This is a genomic window from Parahaliea mediterranea (genome assembly GCF_017255185.1).
In the GTDB taxonomy this organism is placed as follows: Bacteria; Pseudomonadota; Gammaproteobacteria; order Pseudomonadales; family Halieaceae; genus JAFKCZ01.
In genome coordinates this window covers 74,600-88,735 of the sequence record NZ_JAFKCZ010000003.1, presented here as the reverse complement: position 1 = coordinate 88,735, position 14,136 = coordinate 74,600, and the positions used below count along the sequence as shown (strand labels likewise).

The following is a 14,136-nucleotide window of genomic DNA, read 5'->3' as shown; positions in this document are numbered from 1 at the left end:
CCTGGCTATCCACGTCATGGCCTGTGGCCCCGCGCCGTCACGCTAGAGCAGCTCTTCCAACACCGCATGCCAGATGCGGTGAATCTCGTCACCAAACAGGTAGAATTGAATGTCCAGGGCCGTGTAGGCCGGCTCGCGGCTGACTCCCAGCGCTATGCGCGCCGCCTCGTCCAGGGGATAGCCGTAGACGCCACAGGAAATGGCCGGTACCGCGAGGCTGCGGCACTGGTGCTCCAGCGCCAGTTGATAGGTGCTGTGGTAGGCCCGTGCCAGCAGTTTTTCCGGTTCGGGGTCGATGCCGTAGCGCGGCCCCACGGTGTGAATAACATGGCGGGCGGACAGCTTGCCGGCGGGGGTAATACGCGCCTGGCCGGTGGGGCAGCGCACGCCGTTTTCCGCCGGCACCGCGCGGCAGGCTTCCAGCAGCGCGGGCCCCGCGGCGCGGTGGATGGCGCCGTCCACGCCACCGCCGCCGAGCATCGCCTGGTTGGCGGCGTTGACGATGGCGTCCGCCCGGGCTTGGGTGATATCTCCCCGCGCCAATTTTACCTTCGACATGGGATTGTCTCCTCGCGGCATTTGATTTTACACCACCGCCGTCAATTCCTCGTCTATAGTGGAGGAGGCTTGTCATCCCGATGGCGGCCATAGTTTCCCGAACAGGAGTGTAGACAACAATGGGTTTATTCGATTTTGTGGCAGAAGCCGGTGAGAAACTCACCGAGAAAGTACTGGGCAGCACCAACGATGCGAACATCAATCGTCCGGTCGAGATTTCCCCCGAGCGGGTGAACCAATTGCGGCAGGAAAACATCGGCCGCATGCTCGCCCAGCTGGATATCGAGGGCGAACAGGTCACGGTGACCGTGAACGGCGCCCTGGCCACCTTGACCGGCACGGCTCCCAGCCAGGAGGCCCTGGAGAAAATGGTGTTGTGTGCAGGTAACCAACACGGTATCAGCCAGGTGGACTGCCAGCTGCAAGTGGATGCCCCCGAGGGCGGGAGTGGGGAGGCGGCGGAGGCCGGAGCCTCGACCTTCTATACCGTACAGCCCGGCGATACCCTGAGCGGGATTGCCCAGCAGCACTACGGTAGTGCCGGCAAGTACATGGCGATTTTCGAGGCCAACCAGCCCCTGTTGACCGACCCCAACAAGATTTACCCGGGCCAGAGCCTGCGTATCCCCCGTCTGCCGGCTTAACGACCGCGGGCCGGTCTCACACCCCGGCCCGCTCCAGCAGGTAGGTAATGATGACCTTGATCAAAAAGCCGAAAATACCCAGCGCCAGGCCGATGTAGAGAATGATCGTGCCGAAGCGGCCGGCGTTGCTGCTACGGGCCAGGTCCCACACGATAAAAATCATGAACAGGATCAGCGCCCCGACCCCCAGGGTGACCCCCCAATCGCTCAACCACTTGTCCATTCAACGCCCTCGCCCTGCTGTCGCCGCCGGGGCATTGTCGGTGCGCGCGCCGGCGCTGTCAAAAGCCGGCGAGCGTGCTCAGGCGGTGCCCGCCACCGGGCGGGTTCGCACCGCGCTGGCCTGGGGCGCGCCAGAGAGCCCAGCCTGTTCGTTGGTGGGCAGCTCCCACAATTGGGGATGTTGCGGGTTGTCCTCTGCCGGTGACAGATAGACATCCAGGCCCTGGCTGCCCTCGCGCTGTTGCAGGATGTGCAGGGTGCGGTACGCCCGCATTTTCAGCCGCAGATCGGAGGGCGTGATCGCCCCTGCCGCGGCATTGGCCCGGAACAGCACCGCCAGGCAATTGCCCTCGACGGCGGCCGCCTGTAGCCGGCGCAATTCGCGGTAGTGGTAGTTGCCCGCTCCCAGCCAGCTGAACACGATACTGCAGGTGCCCTTGCGCAGGGCCTGCTCGGTACTCCACAGCTGGGCTTCCCGGTTGCGGGGGTGCACCTGTAACACCCGGCCGGTGTCGATGCCCCGGGCTTCCAGCAGCGCGCGGTAGGGGGTGTGGGGGGGCGCGATAAAGGCCTGCCAGCGATCCCGGGCGCTGAGCGCTGCCATGGCTGGGAGGAACAGGCCCAGGGGGCCCAGGCCGCAGCTGTCACTCAGCACTTCGATACAGCCGCCGGGGGGCCAGCCGCCGTGGCCCAAGACCGTGTCGAGGGCCCGGAAGCCCGTGGCGAGGCCCGCCGGCAGGTAGTGGCGTTCGCGCTGGCGCCTGGCGCCGGGAACGGGGAAGGGGTTGGCGTGAAAGCTCCCCTGGCGGAGAGCGGCATGCCCAAAGGCGCTGTTGACCGGGTTCATGTAGGTATCTCCGTTTGCCTGTTTATGCCGCTGTTTGTTGGGTGGCGGCTGATTGCGCGGCTGCCGGTTGTGCGATGACCTGTCCGCGATACTGTATAAGCACACAGTAAATACTGTATGTATGAACAGTAGATGCTGGCGTGGAGGAATGCAAGCCCAAAATTCCCGGACCCGCGCAGAATCACGACAGGTTGACGGCGGTGGCGCCGGCAGGGGGCGGGGGTGGCGTGCCGGGGCGGCGTCCGGGGCTGGGTGCGTCGGGGTTTTGCGGAGGGGGCTGGCCGCGAAGGCGCTAAGCGGGGGCAACAGCGGGCGCGGGCAGGGCCGCGCCGCGGTTTATGCGCTCCCCGCCAGGGTGGTTAGCAGGCGGTCGAGATGGTCCCAGGGCTTGCCGCTGGCGTAGCCCTTGATGCTGCCGTCCACTTCCGCCGCCAGTTGCAGCAGTTCGCCCAGTGATGCCTGGGAGTGGCGCCGCAGGGCGGCCTGCACCAGCGGCACCCGGTTTTTCCACACCCGGTGCGCCTGCATGGCCTGCTGCGGTGCCTGGCCGCGGTCGCAGTCCACCTGTATCAGGTACAGGCCGCGGATTTCGCGCGCCAGGGCCCACAGCGCCACGCTGGGTTCGGTGCCCTCGCCGCGCAGTCCGTGGAGCATGCGCAAGCCGCCGGCGGCGTCGCCCTTGAGGGCGGCGTCGGCCATGGCAAACAGGTTGAAGCGCGCGTTGTCCAGCACCGCGCTGGTCACTGTTTCGGCGCTCACATGGTCCCCCGGAGCCAGGAGTTTGAGCTTTTCCACTTCCTGCACCGCGGCCAACAGGTTGCCCTCCACCCGTTCCGCCAGCAATTCCAGGGCGTCGTCATCGACCCTGAGTCCGGCGGCCGCCAGGCGTTGGTGCAGCCAGCGCGGCAGTTCCTCGGGTTTGATCTCCCACAGCTGGACGTAGGCGCCGGCCTTGTCCAGGGACTTGAACCACTTGCTGTTCTGGGACTGCCGGTCGATCTTGCCGCTGATCACCAGCAGCACATCGTCGCCACTGCTGCGCTGGAGGTATTCGGCAATGGCCTTGCCGCCCTCGGCGCCGGGCTTGCCGGAGGGAATGCGCAGCTCGATCAGCTTGCGGTCGCCGAACAGGGACATGTCGGCGGCGCTGTTGAGCAGCGCCTGCCAGTCGAAGGTTTTGGGGTTGTCGACCTCGAAGACCTCGCGGTCGCTGCAACCCGCGGCCCTGGCCGCGGCCCGCACCTGGTCGCAACACTCCTGTACCAGCAGGGTTTCGTCGCCGGTGACCAGGTAGACTGGCAGGCATTGTTGCTTGAGGTGGGCGGCGAGCTTTTCCGGATACAGCCGCATGCCTACAGGCCCTAGTTGGCGGAGGCCGAGGCGTTGGCGGCGAAGAAGCCGATACGGCGCAGTATCTGCTGCGCCAGTTCGACGCGCATCTCGCCCTTGATGATGCGGATTTCCTCGGCCTTGCCCACCACGTTGCGGGGGTCGTTTTCCATCTGTTTGATCACCGTGGCCTCGGCGGGCTTGATGACCGGGGCGCTGGTGCCGGGCTTGCGCACCGCAAAGCGCGAGGCCATGGTCAGCTCGAATTCGGCCGCCCGCGCCTCGCGGTTCAGGGACAGGTTGCGCTGGCTGAAGCGTTCCGGCCCCAGGTCCAGGATGAAAGCCGCGTCCGCGGGCTCCTCCGCCCAGGTGATGCCATTGGCGGAGAAGCGCGCTTTCAGCTCGCGGCTGAACTCGCTGTTGGGGTTGCCGGTGTCCAGGTACATGACCTTCCAGGCCTCCGGCAGGGCCGTGGCGCCACTGTTGCCGCGCAGTTGAAAGCCGCAGGCGGCCAGCAGGCAGGTCAGGCCCAGTAGCAGGGCGAGGCGAGTCAGGCGTTGTGGCATCGGATTCTCCGTCATTTAACCGGTGCTAGTTCGCGACAATGTTAACCAGTTTGCCGGGCACCACAATGACCTTGCGCACCGTAACGTCCTCGAGGAAGCGCTGCACGTTGTCCTGCTCCAGGGCGATGGCCTGCACCGCGTCCCGGTCGGCCTCCGCGGGTACCGACATCTTGGCCCGGACCTTGCCGTTCACCTGCACCACCATCTCGATGCTGTCGCGGGTGAGGGCGGCTTCGTCCACCGCCGGCCAGGGCGCGTCCAGCAGTTCGCCCTCGCCACCGAGCTGCGACCACAGGCTGTGACAGATGTGGGGCACGATGGGATTCAGCATCAGCACCACGGCACGCAGGCCTTCGTCCAGCACGGCGAGACTCTGGGGGGCGTCATCCAGCTTGGCCAGCTCGTTGCACAGCTCCATCACCGCGGCAATGGCGGTGTTGAAGGTCTGGCGGCGGCCGTAGTCGTCGTTGACCTTGGCGATGGTTTCGTGGGTTTTGCGCCGGGTGTCCTTCTGCTGGCCATTCAGGGTGGCGGTGTCCAGCGCCGGTGCCGGGCCGTTCTCCACCAGCCGCAGAGCCAGTTTCCACAGGCGCTTGAGGAAGCGGCTGGCGCCCTCCACGCCGGAATCCGACCACTCCAGGGTCTGTTCCGGCGGCGCGGCGAACATGGTGAACAGGCGCACGGTGTCGGCGCCGTACTGGTCGACGGCGGTCTGCGGGTCGATGCCGTTGTTCTTGGACTTGGACATCTTGGTCATACCGCCCATGGCCAGCTCCCCGGCCTGGGGGTGGGTGGCCTTGATCACCTTGCCCTTGTCGTCCTTTTCCAGCGCCACCTCGGCGGGGTTGAACCAGTTCTTGCTGCCGTCATCGTTCTGTATGTAGAAGGAGTCGGCCAGCACCATGCCCTGGCAGAGCAGGCGCTTGAAGGGTTCGTCGCTGTTGACCAGGCCCTCGTCCCGCATCAGCTTGTGGAAGAAGCGTGCGTAGAGCAGGTGGAGGATGGCGTGTTCGATGCCGCCCACGTATTGGTCCACCGGCAGCCAGTAGTTGGCGCGCTCGGAATCCAGCATACCCTCGGCGAAATCCGGGCAGGTGTAGCGGGCGTAGTACCAGCTCGATTCCATGAAGGTGTCGAAGGTGTCGGTTTCGTGCTCGGCGCCGGCCGCGTACCAGTCCGCCTTGCGCCACTGCGGATCCGCCTTGATCGGGCTGCTGGTGCCATCCATGACCACGTCTTCCGGCAGCAGGACGGGCAGCCTGTCCAGCGGCACGGGAATCTCGCCGCCATCGGGCAGATTGAGCATGGGAATCGGCGCGCCCCAGTAGCGCTGGCGGGAGACGCCCCAGTCGCGCAGGCGGAAGTTGGTCTTGACCGAGCCCTTGCCCTTGTCGGCCAGGGCCCTGGCGATGGCGTCGAAGGCCTTCTCGAAGTCGAGGCCATCGAACTGGCTGGAGTTGACGAGCTGGATGTCGGACTTGCGGGCGTACCATTCCTGCCAGTTGGTGGCATCAAAGGCCGGGTCTTGTTCATCCGTGCTCGCGATCACCTGCTGGATTGGCAGGCCGTAGGTATTGGCGAAGGCGAAGTCGCGTTCGTCGTGGCCCGGCACCGCCATCACCGCGCCGGAGCCGTAGTCCATCAGTACATAGTTGGCCACCCACACCGGCACTGTCTCGCCGGTCAGCGGGTGCAGTGCCATCAGGCCGGTGTCCATGCCCTTTTTCTCCATGGTGGCCATGTCGGCCTCGGCCACGGAGTTGGTTTTGCACTCGTCGATAAAGGCGGCGAGTTCGGCGTTGTCCGCCGCCAGCGCCAGGCTGATGGGGTGTTCCGCCGCCAGGCTGAGATAGGTCACACCCATCAGGGTGTCCGGCCGGGTGGTGTAGACGTCGAAGTCACGGTGACCGTTTACCGGGGTGGCGAGGTCGAAAGTCATCTCGACCCCGCGCGACTTGCCGATCCAGTTTTTCTGCATGGTGCGCACCTGCTCCGGCCAGTCGGGCAACTGGTCGAGGCTGGTGAGCAGTTCGTCGGCGTAGTCGGTGATCTTGATGAACCACTGGGGAATTTCCTTGCGTTCCACCAGCGCCCCGGAGCGCCAGCCGCGGCCGTCGATGACCTGCTCGTTGGCGAGCACGGTCTGGTCCACCGGGTCCCAGTTCACGGTGGCCATTTTCTTGTACACCAGCCCTTTCTCGAAGAGGCGGGTGAAAAACCACTGTTCCCACTTGTAGTAGTCGGGCTGGCAGGTGGCCAGCTCGCGGTTCCAGTCGAAGCCGAAGCCGAGGCTCTTGAGCTGGCTCTTCATGTGGTCGATGTTGCTGTAGGTCCACTTGGCCGGCGCGGTTTTGTTCTGGATGGCGGCGTTCTCCGCCGGCAGGCCGAAGGCGTCCCAGCCCATGGGGTGCAGCACGTTCTTGCCCAGCATGCGCTGGTAGCGGGCGATGACGTCGGTGATGGTGTAGTTGCGCACGTGGCCCATGTGCAGGGCGCCGCTGGGGTAGGGGAACATGGCCAGGCAGTAGAATTTCTCGCGGCTGTCGTCGTGCTGAACGGCGAAGCTGTTGTGCTCGAGCCAGTATTGCTGGGTGGCCTGTTCGATGGCCTGGGGGTCGTATTGCGGGTCCATGTAGCGGCTAATTCTCTGTGCGCAGTATGCGGTTACGGGTTCGACTGCTCCGTTCCAGGCCCCGGTGTCCAAGAGCGGTGCGGTCGGGGGGAGGGACGAAAACCAAGCGGGAAATTCTAACAGCTATTGCCGGTAGCTGCGACGCTGGCCGGCCGGTGCGTCCCCTCCCCCTCAATCCCGGTACAGGTTGCGCTCCGCCGGGCTGTCGCTGAGATACTCGACAAGCTCCACCTCAAAGCCGTCCGGGTCGACGAAATAGACGTTCCGGCGAAAGGGTTCGTCGTTCCCGGGTTTGGCGATGTCGAAGCCAGCCTCTGCCAGCCGCGCGACCGCGGCATCCAGGTTGCCGACCTCGAAGGCGAAGTGGGCCAGCCCCAGGGTATTGTCCCGCAGGTCGCGGTTCTCGCCGTGGCCGTTGTCGTTCAGGGTCAGGTAGCTGTAGTCGTCGCCGAAGTGCAGCCAGCGCCGGGGCGTGCCGTACCAGTTCTGTTCGCCCTCCCCGCGCACCCGCCAGTGGGGCAGGGCGGCGCGGTAGAAAGCCAGGCTGCGGGGGATGTCCCGCACGACCAGGTTCAGGTGCTCGATTCTCAACATGGGGCAATCTCCTATTTGAAGTACATGGTCTGGCTGAGCAAGCGACGGAACTGCCGTTGCCAGTGGCGTTTGTGGTCTCGGGTATGATCGGCCCGCTTGGGGGCGGGCATGCGGGGTGCTTGTTTCATGATGCGCTCCTTTAAGTGCTTCTTGTGACAACCGTGAAGCCATGCTAAAACCTAAAGTTATGTTTAGGTAAAGCGTTTTTTTGGAGGAGCAGTGGAAAAACAGGAGCTGAGCGTCGGGCAGGTGGCCAGGCGCTGTGGGGTCGCGGTGTCCGCGCTGCATTTCTACGAGCGCAAGGGGCTGATCTTCAGCAGCCGCAGTGCGGGCAACCAGCGGCGCTATGGCAAGGATGTGATCCGGCGCGTCTCGGTGATCAAGGCCGCGCAGCAACTGGGGGTCAGCCTGGCCGAGATCGAGAGCGCCTTTGCCTCACTGCCCCGCCACAAGGCGCCGAATCGGACACACTGGCAGGCGCTGTCGGAGAGCTGGCACCAGGCGCTCAGCGCGCGGATCCGCAAGCTGGAAAAGCTGCGGGACTCGCTGACGGGGTGTATTGGTTGCGGCTGCCTGTCCATGGACAACTGCCCGCTGTACAACCCGGATGACGTGCTGGGCGAGCAGCACACCGGGCCGGTGATGTTGGAGCGCGACGACTGAGTCGCCAATGCTGTGGCCTCAGTCCTCCCGCCACAGCGCCCGGTGCATCAAGCCCATCACCAGCAGGGCCAGGAAGCAACCCGCGATCATGGGCGTCACCCCGAAGCTGCCGAAAGGCGTGTGCCCGAGCATGACCTGGGCCTCGCCGTTGAGGGTGGTCTCGACGAATTGCTCACTGCGCGCGAGGATGCGGCCGCGCTGGTCGATGATGGCGGAGACGCCGTTGTTGGTGCCGCGCAGCATGTAGCGGCCGTTTTCCAGGGCCCGCATGCGGGCCATCTGCAGGTGCTGTAGCGGGCCGATGGAGTCGCCGAACCAGCTGTCGTTGCTGATGGTGACCAGCAGGTCGGCGTCGCGGGCGGCGCCGGCGACCAGGTTGGGGTAAACCACTTCGTAGCAGATGTAGGGGGCCACGCGGTAGGCGCCGGCGCGCAGCGGCCCCTGGTCGGCGGGGCCGGGGCTGAAATGCGACATGGGCAGATCGAAGAAGGCGATCAGGCCCCGCAGCCAGTCCTCCAGCGGCACGTATTCGCCAAAGGGTACCAGGCGCTGCTTGTGGTAGACCCCGCTGCCCTGGCCCAGGGCGGTGATGCTGTTGAAGTACTCGCCACCGCTGTCGCCGCGGTAGGGGATGCCGGTGATCAGGGTGGATTCCCGGTCGCTGGCGCGCTCCGCCAGGGGCGTGAACCAGCGCTGCATGTCCTGGAAGTAGCGCGGTACCGCGGACTCGGGCCACAGCACGATGTCGTACTGGTACAGCGCCTGGGAGGCGTCCTCGTACTGGGCGAGAATATGCGGTAGCCAGGCGCGGTCCCACTTCTTCTCCAGCGGGATATTGGGCTGGTAGAGCGATACCGTCAACGGCTCGCGGCTGGCCGGGGCCACCCACTCGATGGGGCGCAGCACGGCGCCGCCGGCCCACAGGGTGGCGAGGATCACCGTATAGGTCACCGCGGTGGCCGGCTGCCGGCTGCGCCAGGCCAGGAACAGGCAGCTGCCGGAGATGGCGCTGATAAAGGACAGGCCGTAGACGCCGAGGATCGGCGCCCAGCCGGCGATCCAGGTGTCGAGGTGGGCGTAGCCCAGGTAGAGCCAGGGGAAACCGGTGAGCAGCCAGCTGCGCAGCCACTCGAATAACACCCACAGCACCGGGAAGCCCAGCAGCATGCCGCCGGGCAGGGGCCGCACCCAGCGCACGTAGCTCCAGGCGAACAGGGCCTGCAACAGCGCGAGCCCGGCGCAGAACAGCACCGTGAGCAGCACCGCCAGCGGTATCGGGGCGTAGCCGTAAACGTGGATGCTGACATAGACCCAGGACACCCCGCTGCCGAACATCCCCAGGCCGTAGAGCCAGCCCCGCCACAGGGCCTGTTGCGGGGTGCAGGTACACAGCAGCGCGCAGTACAGGGCGCAGGACAGGATTCCCGCCGGCCACAGGTTGTAGGGCGCCAGGGACAGGGTGACCAGACCGCCGGCCACCGGGGCCAGCAGGGGCATCAGCCAGGTGAGGCGGGCAGTCCCGTCGCGAGGGGTGGCCGCTGGCGCCGCCACCGCCTCAGTCGTCCAGCGGCCGCATGCGCAAGCTGTGTATCTTGCGCTGGTCGGCGTTGATCACCTTGAACTCGAAGCGGTCGATGGTGGCCACTTCGTTGCGCGCGGGCATGTGGCCGAAGGCCTGGATGACCAGCCCGCCGATGGTGTCGAACTCTTCGTCGCTGAAGGCGGTGTTGAAGTGTTCGTTGAAATCCTCGATCGGGGTCAGCGCCTTGATGAAGTAGTCTTCGTCGGAGATCTTGCGGATGAACTGGTCTTCCTCGGCGTCGGTTTCATCCTCGATGTCGCCGACGATCTCCTCCAGCACGTCCTCGATGGTCACCAGTCCCGCCACGCCGCCGTACTCGTCGATGACGATGGCCATGTGGTTGCGGTTCTCGCGGAACTCCCGCAGCAGGACGTTGAGGCGCTTGCTCTCGGGCACCACCACGGTCGGGCGCAGCAGATCCTCGATGCGGAACTCGCTGTGGTCCTTGTTGAGGATCTGCGGCAGCAGGTCCTTGGCCAGCAGGATGCCCAGCACGTCGTCGGGGCTCTCGCCCACCACCGGGTAGCGGGAGTGGGCGGAGCGGGTGATCTGGGGCAGGATTTCCTCCAGTGAGGATTCGGCCTTGATCACCACCATCTGCGCCCGCGGGATCATGATGTCCCGGGCCTGCATGTCGCTGACCTTCATCGCCCCCTCCATGATGCTGCGGGCGTCCTCGTCGATCACCTCGTTCTCCGCGGCGATGGTCAGCACGTCTTCCAGGTCGGTGCGGCTGTGGGGGTCGGAGGAAAATAGCAGGGCGATTTTCTCGAGCCAGGACTTGTCCCCCGCCTCGTTGCCGTTGCGGTCTTCGCTCATCGGGCGTTGTGCTCCTTGACAGTGTCCCCGCCGTAGGGGCAGGGGAAATCCAGTGAGGCCAGGATGCGGGTCTCGAGCGCTTCCATGGCGGCGGCCTCGGCCGCCTCGATGTGGTCGTAGCCCAGCAGGTGCAGGGTGCCGTGCACGGTCATGTGGGCCCAGTGCGCGCGCGGGGGCTTGTGTTGCTCGGCCGCCTCGGCGGCGACCACCGGGGCGCAGATGACAATGTCCCCGAGCAGGGGCAGGCCCAGCTCCGGGGGCAGGTCCGAGGGAAAGGACAGGACATTGGTGGGGCCGGGCTTGCCGCGGTAGCGGCTGTTCAGTCCGGCCATTTCCTCCCGGTCAACCAGGCGCAGGGAGATTTCGGTTTCCTGGCCGTCGCGGTGCCCGGCCAGGGCGGCGTCGATCCAGCGCCGTATGTCGTCCTCGTCGGGTACGGGTTCCGCGCTGGCGCACTGGATGTCCACGGTGAGGCTCATCGGTGGCTCTGGTCGAGCGGGGTGGCGGTATCCTCGGCGGCGTCGTAGGCCTCGACGATGCGCTGCACCAGGGGGTGGCGCACCACGTCCTTGTTGCCGAACCAGGTAAAGCCGATGCCCTCCACGTCGCGCAGGATATTGCTGACGTGGGTCAGGCCCGACTGGGCGCCCCGCGGCAGGTCGATCTGGGTGGCGTCGCCGGTGATCACCGCGGTGGAGCCGAAACCGATCCGGGTCAGGAACATTTTCATCTGCTCCCGGGTGGTGTTCTGCGCCTCGTCGAGGATGATGAACGAGTTGTTGAGGGTGCGCCCGCGCATGAAGGCCAGCGGCGCCACTTCGATGATGTTGCGCTCGATGTACTTGTTCACGGTCTCGAAGCCCAGCATCTCGTACAGGGCGTCGTACAGCGGGCGCAGGTAGGGATCGATCTTCTGCGACAGGTCCCCGGGCAGGAAGCCCAGCTTCTCCCCGGCTTCCACCGCCGGCCGCACCAGCAGGATGCGCCGCACCTTTTCCTCCAGCAGGGCCTCCACCGCGCAGGCCACGGCGAGAAAGGTCTTGCCGGTGCCGGCGGGGCCGATGCCGAAGTTGATGTCGCTGTGCTTGATGGTGCGCACATAGCCCTGCTGGTTCTTGCCCCGGGGCTTGATCGAGGCGCGCTTGGTGCGGATCACCTGGATCGCCTCCACCTGCGCGTCGCCGGCCTCCTCGGCCAGGCGCTCCAGTCCCGCCTGCTGCAGTTGCAGGTGCAGGGACTCCGGGGTCAGGCCCACGCCCTGGCACACCTCGGCGTAGAGGTGGCGCAGCAGGTTGGCGCCGGCGGTTACCTGCTCGGCCGGCCCGGTGAGCAGGAACTGGTTGCCGCGGTTGTTGATGGTGACACCGAGGCGCTTCTCGATCTGGCGCAAATGGCCATCCAGCTGGCCGCAGAGCATGGCCAGATGGCGAGGGTCATTGGGTTCCAGGGAGAGGCTTTGTTGTGTCGACGGGGTCGGGGTTTCGCTGTTCAAATCGTCAGTTGGCCACGCGTGGCTAGGGGGTTTAGTTCAAGGATATACCGGATGGCGGCGCAGTCAACCACCGGCGAGCACGCCCCGCAGGGAGTTGGGCAGGGCCTCGTGGATGACAATGTCGGCGAAATCGCCGATCAGGCCATGGTCGGTGCTGGCGAAATTGACCACCCGGTTGTTCTCGGTGCGGCCCTGCAGCTGCCCCGGGTCCTTTTTCGATACGCCGGTAACCAGTACGCGCTGGGTGCTACCCACCATGCGCCGGCTGATGGCCTGGGCCTGCTGGTTGATGCGCCCCTGCAGGATCTGCAGGCGCTGTTTCTTGACGGCTTCCTCGGTGGTATCGGCCAGTTCCGCCGCCGGCGTGCCGGGGCGGGCGCTGTACACGAAGCTGAAGGAGGTGTCGAAGCCGATGTCCTCCACCAGCTTCATGGTGGCGGCGAAATCCGCCTCGGACTCGCCGGGGAAGCCGATAATGAAGTCGGAGGAAATGCTGATTTCCGGCCGGATTTTGCGCAAACGGCGGATCTTGGACTTGTACTCCAGCGCCGTGTGGCCGCGTTTCATGGCCATCAGAATGCGGTCGGAGCCGCTCTGCACCGGCAGGTGCAGGTGGTCCACCAGTTGCGGTATCTCGGCATAGGCGTCGATCAGGGCGTCGGAGAACTCCACCGGGTGGGAGGTCGTGTAGCGGATGCGCTCAATGCCGGGGATGCGGGCCACGAAGCCCAGCAGCTCGGCGAAATCCACGGTCTCGCCCAGGTGGTTGTCGCCGCGGTAGGCATTCACGTTCTGGCCCAGCAGGTTGACCTCGCGCACACCGCCGGCCGCCAGGTGGGCGATCTCGGCGATCACGTCGTCCAGCGGGCGGGAGACCTCTTCGCCGCGGGTGTAGGGCACCACGCAGAAAGTGCAGTACTTGCTGCAGCCCTCCATGATGGAGACAAAGGCGGAGGGGCCCTCGACCTTGGGCTCCGGCAGGCGGTCGAATTTCTCGATTTCGGGGAAGCTGACGTCCACCACGAGGGTGCCGCCGGCGCCGTTGCCTCGGTGCACGGCCCGCTGCTGCATCATGTCGGGCAGCCGGTGCAGGGTCTGGGGGCCGAATACCAGGTCCACGTAGGGCGCGCGCCGGCCGATTTCCTCGCCTTCCTGGCTGGCCACGCAGCCGCCGACGCCGATCACCAGGTCCGGGTTTTTCTGCTTCAGGTGCTTCCAGCGGCCCAGCTGGTGAAACACCTTTTCCTGGGCTTTTTCCCTTATGGAACAGGTGTTTAGCAGCAATACGTCGGCCTCCTCCGGGTTGTCGGTGGGGACCAGGCCATGGCTTTCGCCGAGCAGGTCGCGCATGCGCGCGGAATCGTACTCGTTCATCTGGCAGCCGTGGGTTTTGATGTACAGCTTCTTGCTCACGTCTCGCGGCGGTGTCCGGGCTGGGGGTGCAGGTTTGGGCCGATGTCGACAGGGCCCACCAAAGGGCTGCGGATTATACAGATTTGGCGGGTTAAAACCCAGTGTTTATGCGGGTTGCACACTGGAAATTCGGCGTGAGGGTGGTAACATTGCCCGCCCTCGATTTCCGGGGTCTATGGGCGGCCGGCTAGGTGCGGCCGGCCAGGTGCGGCCGGCCAGGTGCGGCCGGCCAGGTGCGGCCAGCTGCGATAGGCCAAATACAGCCGCCGCGGACCGAGCGCGGCCCGACCGAGCGCGGCCCGACCGAGCGTGGCCCGACCGATCGCGGCCCGACCAATCGCGGCCCCGCCCGCGGCACATTCCAGAGGATAAGCCCTCCAGAGGACAGCATGGCAAGTGAACCCGTGTACAAGGTGATTTTCCAGAACGGCAACCAGGTGTTCGAGGTGTTTGCGCGGCAAATCTACCAGAGCGACATGTGGGGCTTTATCGAGATCGAGGAGTTCGTTTTCGGGGAGCGCTCCCAGATCGTGGTCGATCCCAGCGAGGAGAAGCTCAAGAACGAGTTCGCCGGGGTCAAGCGCAGCTACATTCCCCTGCAGGCGGTGATCCGCATCGACGAGGTGGAAAAGGAAGGTGCCGCCAAGGTCTCCGAGAATACCGCCCGCGAGGGCAATGTCGCCAGCTTCCCCTTCCCCGGCGCCAATCTGCCGCAGCCGAGCGAGGATTGAGCGGGGGCGCGCCGCGCACGCGGCGTGGTCGAATGAATTCGACC

The 14,136-nt window shown here is 65.7% G+C and carries 15 protein-coding genes; 3 read left to right on the top strand and 12 right to left on the bottom strand.

What is annotated here, in order from left to right:
- Window positions 1–42 precede the first annotated feature (42 nt).
- Window positions 43–558, bottom strand: a complete 516-nt coding sequence (locus JYP50_RS03975) for an O-acetyl-ADP-ribose deacetylase (protein WP_206559184.1) — start codon at window positions 556–558, stop codon at window positions 43–45.
- A gap of 119 nt (window positions 559–677) precedes the next feature.
- Here JYP50_RS03975 and lysM point away from each other — a divergent pair, with 119 nt between their 5' ends.
- Window positions 678–1,202, top strand: coding sequence for a peptidoglycan-binding protein LysM (gene lysM / locus JYP50_RS03970; RefSeq protein ID WP_206559183.1), 525 nt, complete (start codon window positions 678–680; stop codon window positions 1,200–1,202).
- 16 nt (window positions 1,203–1,218) lie between these two features.
- On the opposite strand, the gene JYP50_RS03965 is transcribed toward lysM, so the two are convergent.
- From JYP50_RS03965 to JYP50_RS03940, 6 genes are all read right to left on the bottom strand, one after another.
- Entirely contained in the window at window positions 1,219–1,425 is a 207-nt protein-coding gene (locus JYP50_RS03965; RefSeq protein WP_206559182.1) for a DUF2788 domain-containing protein, read from the bottom strand.
- Between the two features lie 78 nt (window positions 1,426–1,503).
- Entirely contained in the window at window positions 1,504–2,271 is a 768-nt protein-coding gene (gene imuA, locus JYP50_RS03960; protein ID WP_206559181.1) for a translesion DNA synthesis-associated protein ImuA, read from the bottom strand.
- A 336-nt stretch (window positions 2,272–2,607) separates the two neighbouring features.
- Window positions 2,608–3,621 (bottom strand): DNA polymerase III subunit delta, encoded by a 1,014-nt coding sequence (holA, locus tag JYP50_RS03955; RefSeq protein WP_206559180.1) that lies wholly within the window; start codon window positions 3,619–3,621, stop codon window positions 2,608–2,610.
- Window positions 3,622–3,632: 11 nt separating this feature from the next.
- Window positions 3,633–4,166, bottom strand: coding sequence for an LPS assembly lipoprotein LptE (gene lptE, locus JYP50_RS03950; RefSeq protein ID WP_206559179.1), 534 nt, complete (start codon window positions 4,164–4,166; stop codon window positions 3,633–3,635).
- A gap of 25 nt (window positions 4,167–4,191) precedes the next feature.
- Window positions 4,192–6,798: a leucine--tRNA ligase gene (gene leuS / locus JYP50_RS03945; protein WP_206559178.1), complete on the bottom strand. Its 2,607-nt coding sequence runs from the start codon at window positions 6,796–6,798 to the stop codon at window positions 4,192–4,194.
- Window positions 6,799–6,969: 171 nt separating this feature from the next.
- The gene (locus tag JYP50_RS03940; protein WP_206559177.1) at window positions 6,970–7,392 is read right to left on the bottom strand and encodes a VOC family protein; all 423 of its coding nucleotides are present in this window, start codon (window positions 7,390–7,392) and stop codon (window positions 6,970–6,972) included.
- A 219-nt stretch (window positions 7,393–7,611) separates the two neighbouring features.
- Here JYP50_RS03940 and soxR point away from each other — a divergent pair, with 219 nt between their 5' ends.
- The gene (gene soxR / locus JYP50_RS03935; RefSeq protein ID WP_206559176.1) at window positions 7,612–8,055 is read left to right on the top strand and encodes a redox-sensitive transcriptional activator SoxR; all 444 of its coding nucleotides are present in this window, start codon (window positions 7,612–7,614) and stop codon (window positions 8,053–8,055) included.
- Window positions 8,056–8,073: 18 nt separating this feature from the next.
- Here soxR and lnt read toward each other — a convergent pair whose 3' ends face one another.
- The 5 genes from lnt to miaB all read right to left on the bottom strand — a co-directional run bounded on the left by lnt (window position 8,074) and on the right by miaB (window position 13,361).
- Window positions 8,074–9,606, bottom strand: a complete 1,533-nt coding sequence (lnt, locus tag JYP50_RS03930; protein WP_347136717.1) for an apolipoprotein N-acyltransferase — start codon at window positions 9,604–9,606, stop codon at window positions 8,074–8,076.
- Between the two features lie 4 nt (window positions 9,607–9,610).
- Window positions 9,611–10,456: an HlyC/CorC family transporter gene (locus JYP50_RS03925; RefSeq protein WP_206559175.1), complete on the bottom strand. Its 846-nt coding sequence runs from the start codon at window positions 10,454–10,456 to the stop codon at window positions 9,611–9,613.
- Window positions 10,453–10,935: an rRNA maturation RNase YbeY gene (gene ybeY / locus JYP50_RS03920; RefSeq protein ID WP_206559174.1), complete on the bottom strand. Its 483-nt coding sequence runs from the start codon at window positions 10,933–10,935 to the stop codon at window positions 10,453–10,455. The genes JYP50_RS03925 and ybeY overlap by 4 nt, the downstream gene beginning before the upstream one ends.
- Window positions 10,932–11,948 (bottom strand): PhoH family protein, encoded by a 1,017-nt coding sequence (locus JYP50_RS03915; RefSeq protein WP_241262813.1) that lies wholly within the window; start codon window positions 11,946–11,948, stop codon window positions 10,932–10,934. The genes ybeY and JYP50_RS03915 overlap by 4 nt, the downstream gene beginning before the upstream one ends.
- Before the next feature lie 63 nt (window positions 11,949–12,011).
- Entirely contained in the window at window positions 12,012–13,361 is a 1,350-nt protein-coding gene (miaB, locus tag JYP50_RS03910; protein WP_206559173.1) for a tRNA (N6-isopentenyl adenosine(37)-C2)-methylthiotransferase MiaB, read from the bottom strand.
- A gap of 389 nt (window positions 13,362–13,750) precedes the next feature.
- Here miaB and JYP50_RS03905 point away from each other — a divergent pair, with 389 nt between their 5' ends.
- Window positions 13,751–14,092 carry a DUF1820 family protein gene (locus JYP50_RS03905; RefSeq protein WP_206559172.1) on the top strand — a complete coding sequence of 114 codons (342 nt, stop codon included), beginning with the start codon at window positions 13,751–13,753 and terminating at the stop codon, window positions 14,090–14,092.
- Window positions 14,093–14,136 lie beyond the last annotated feature (44 nt).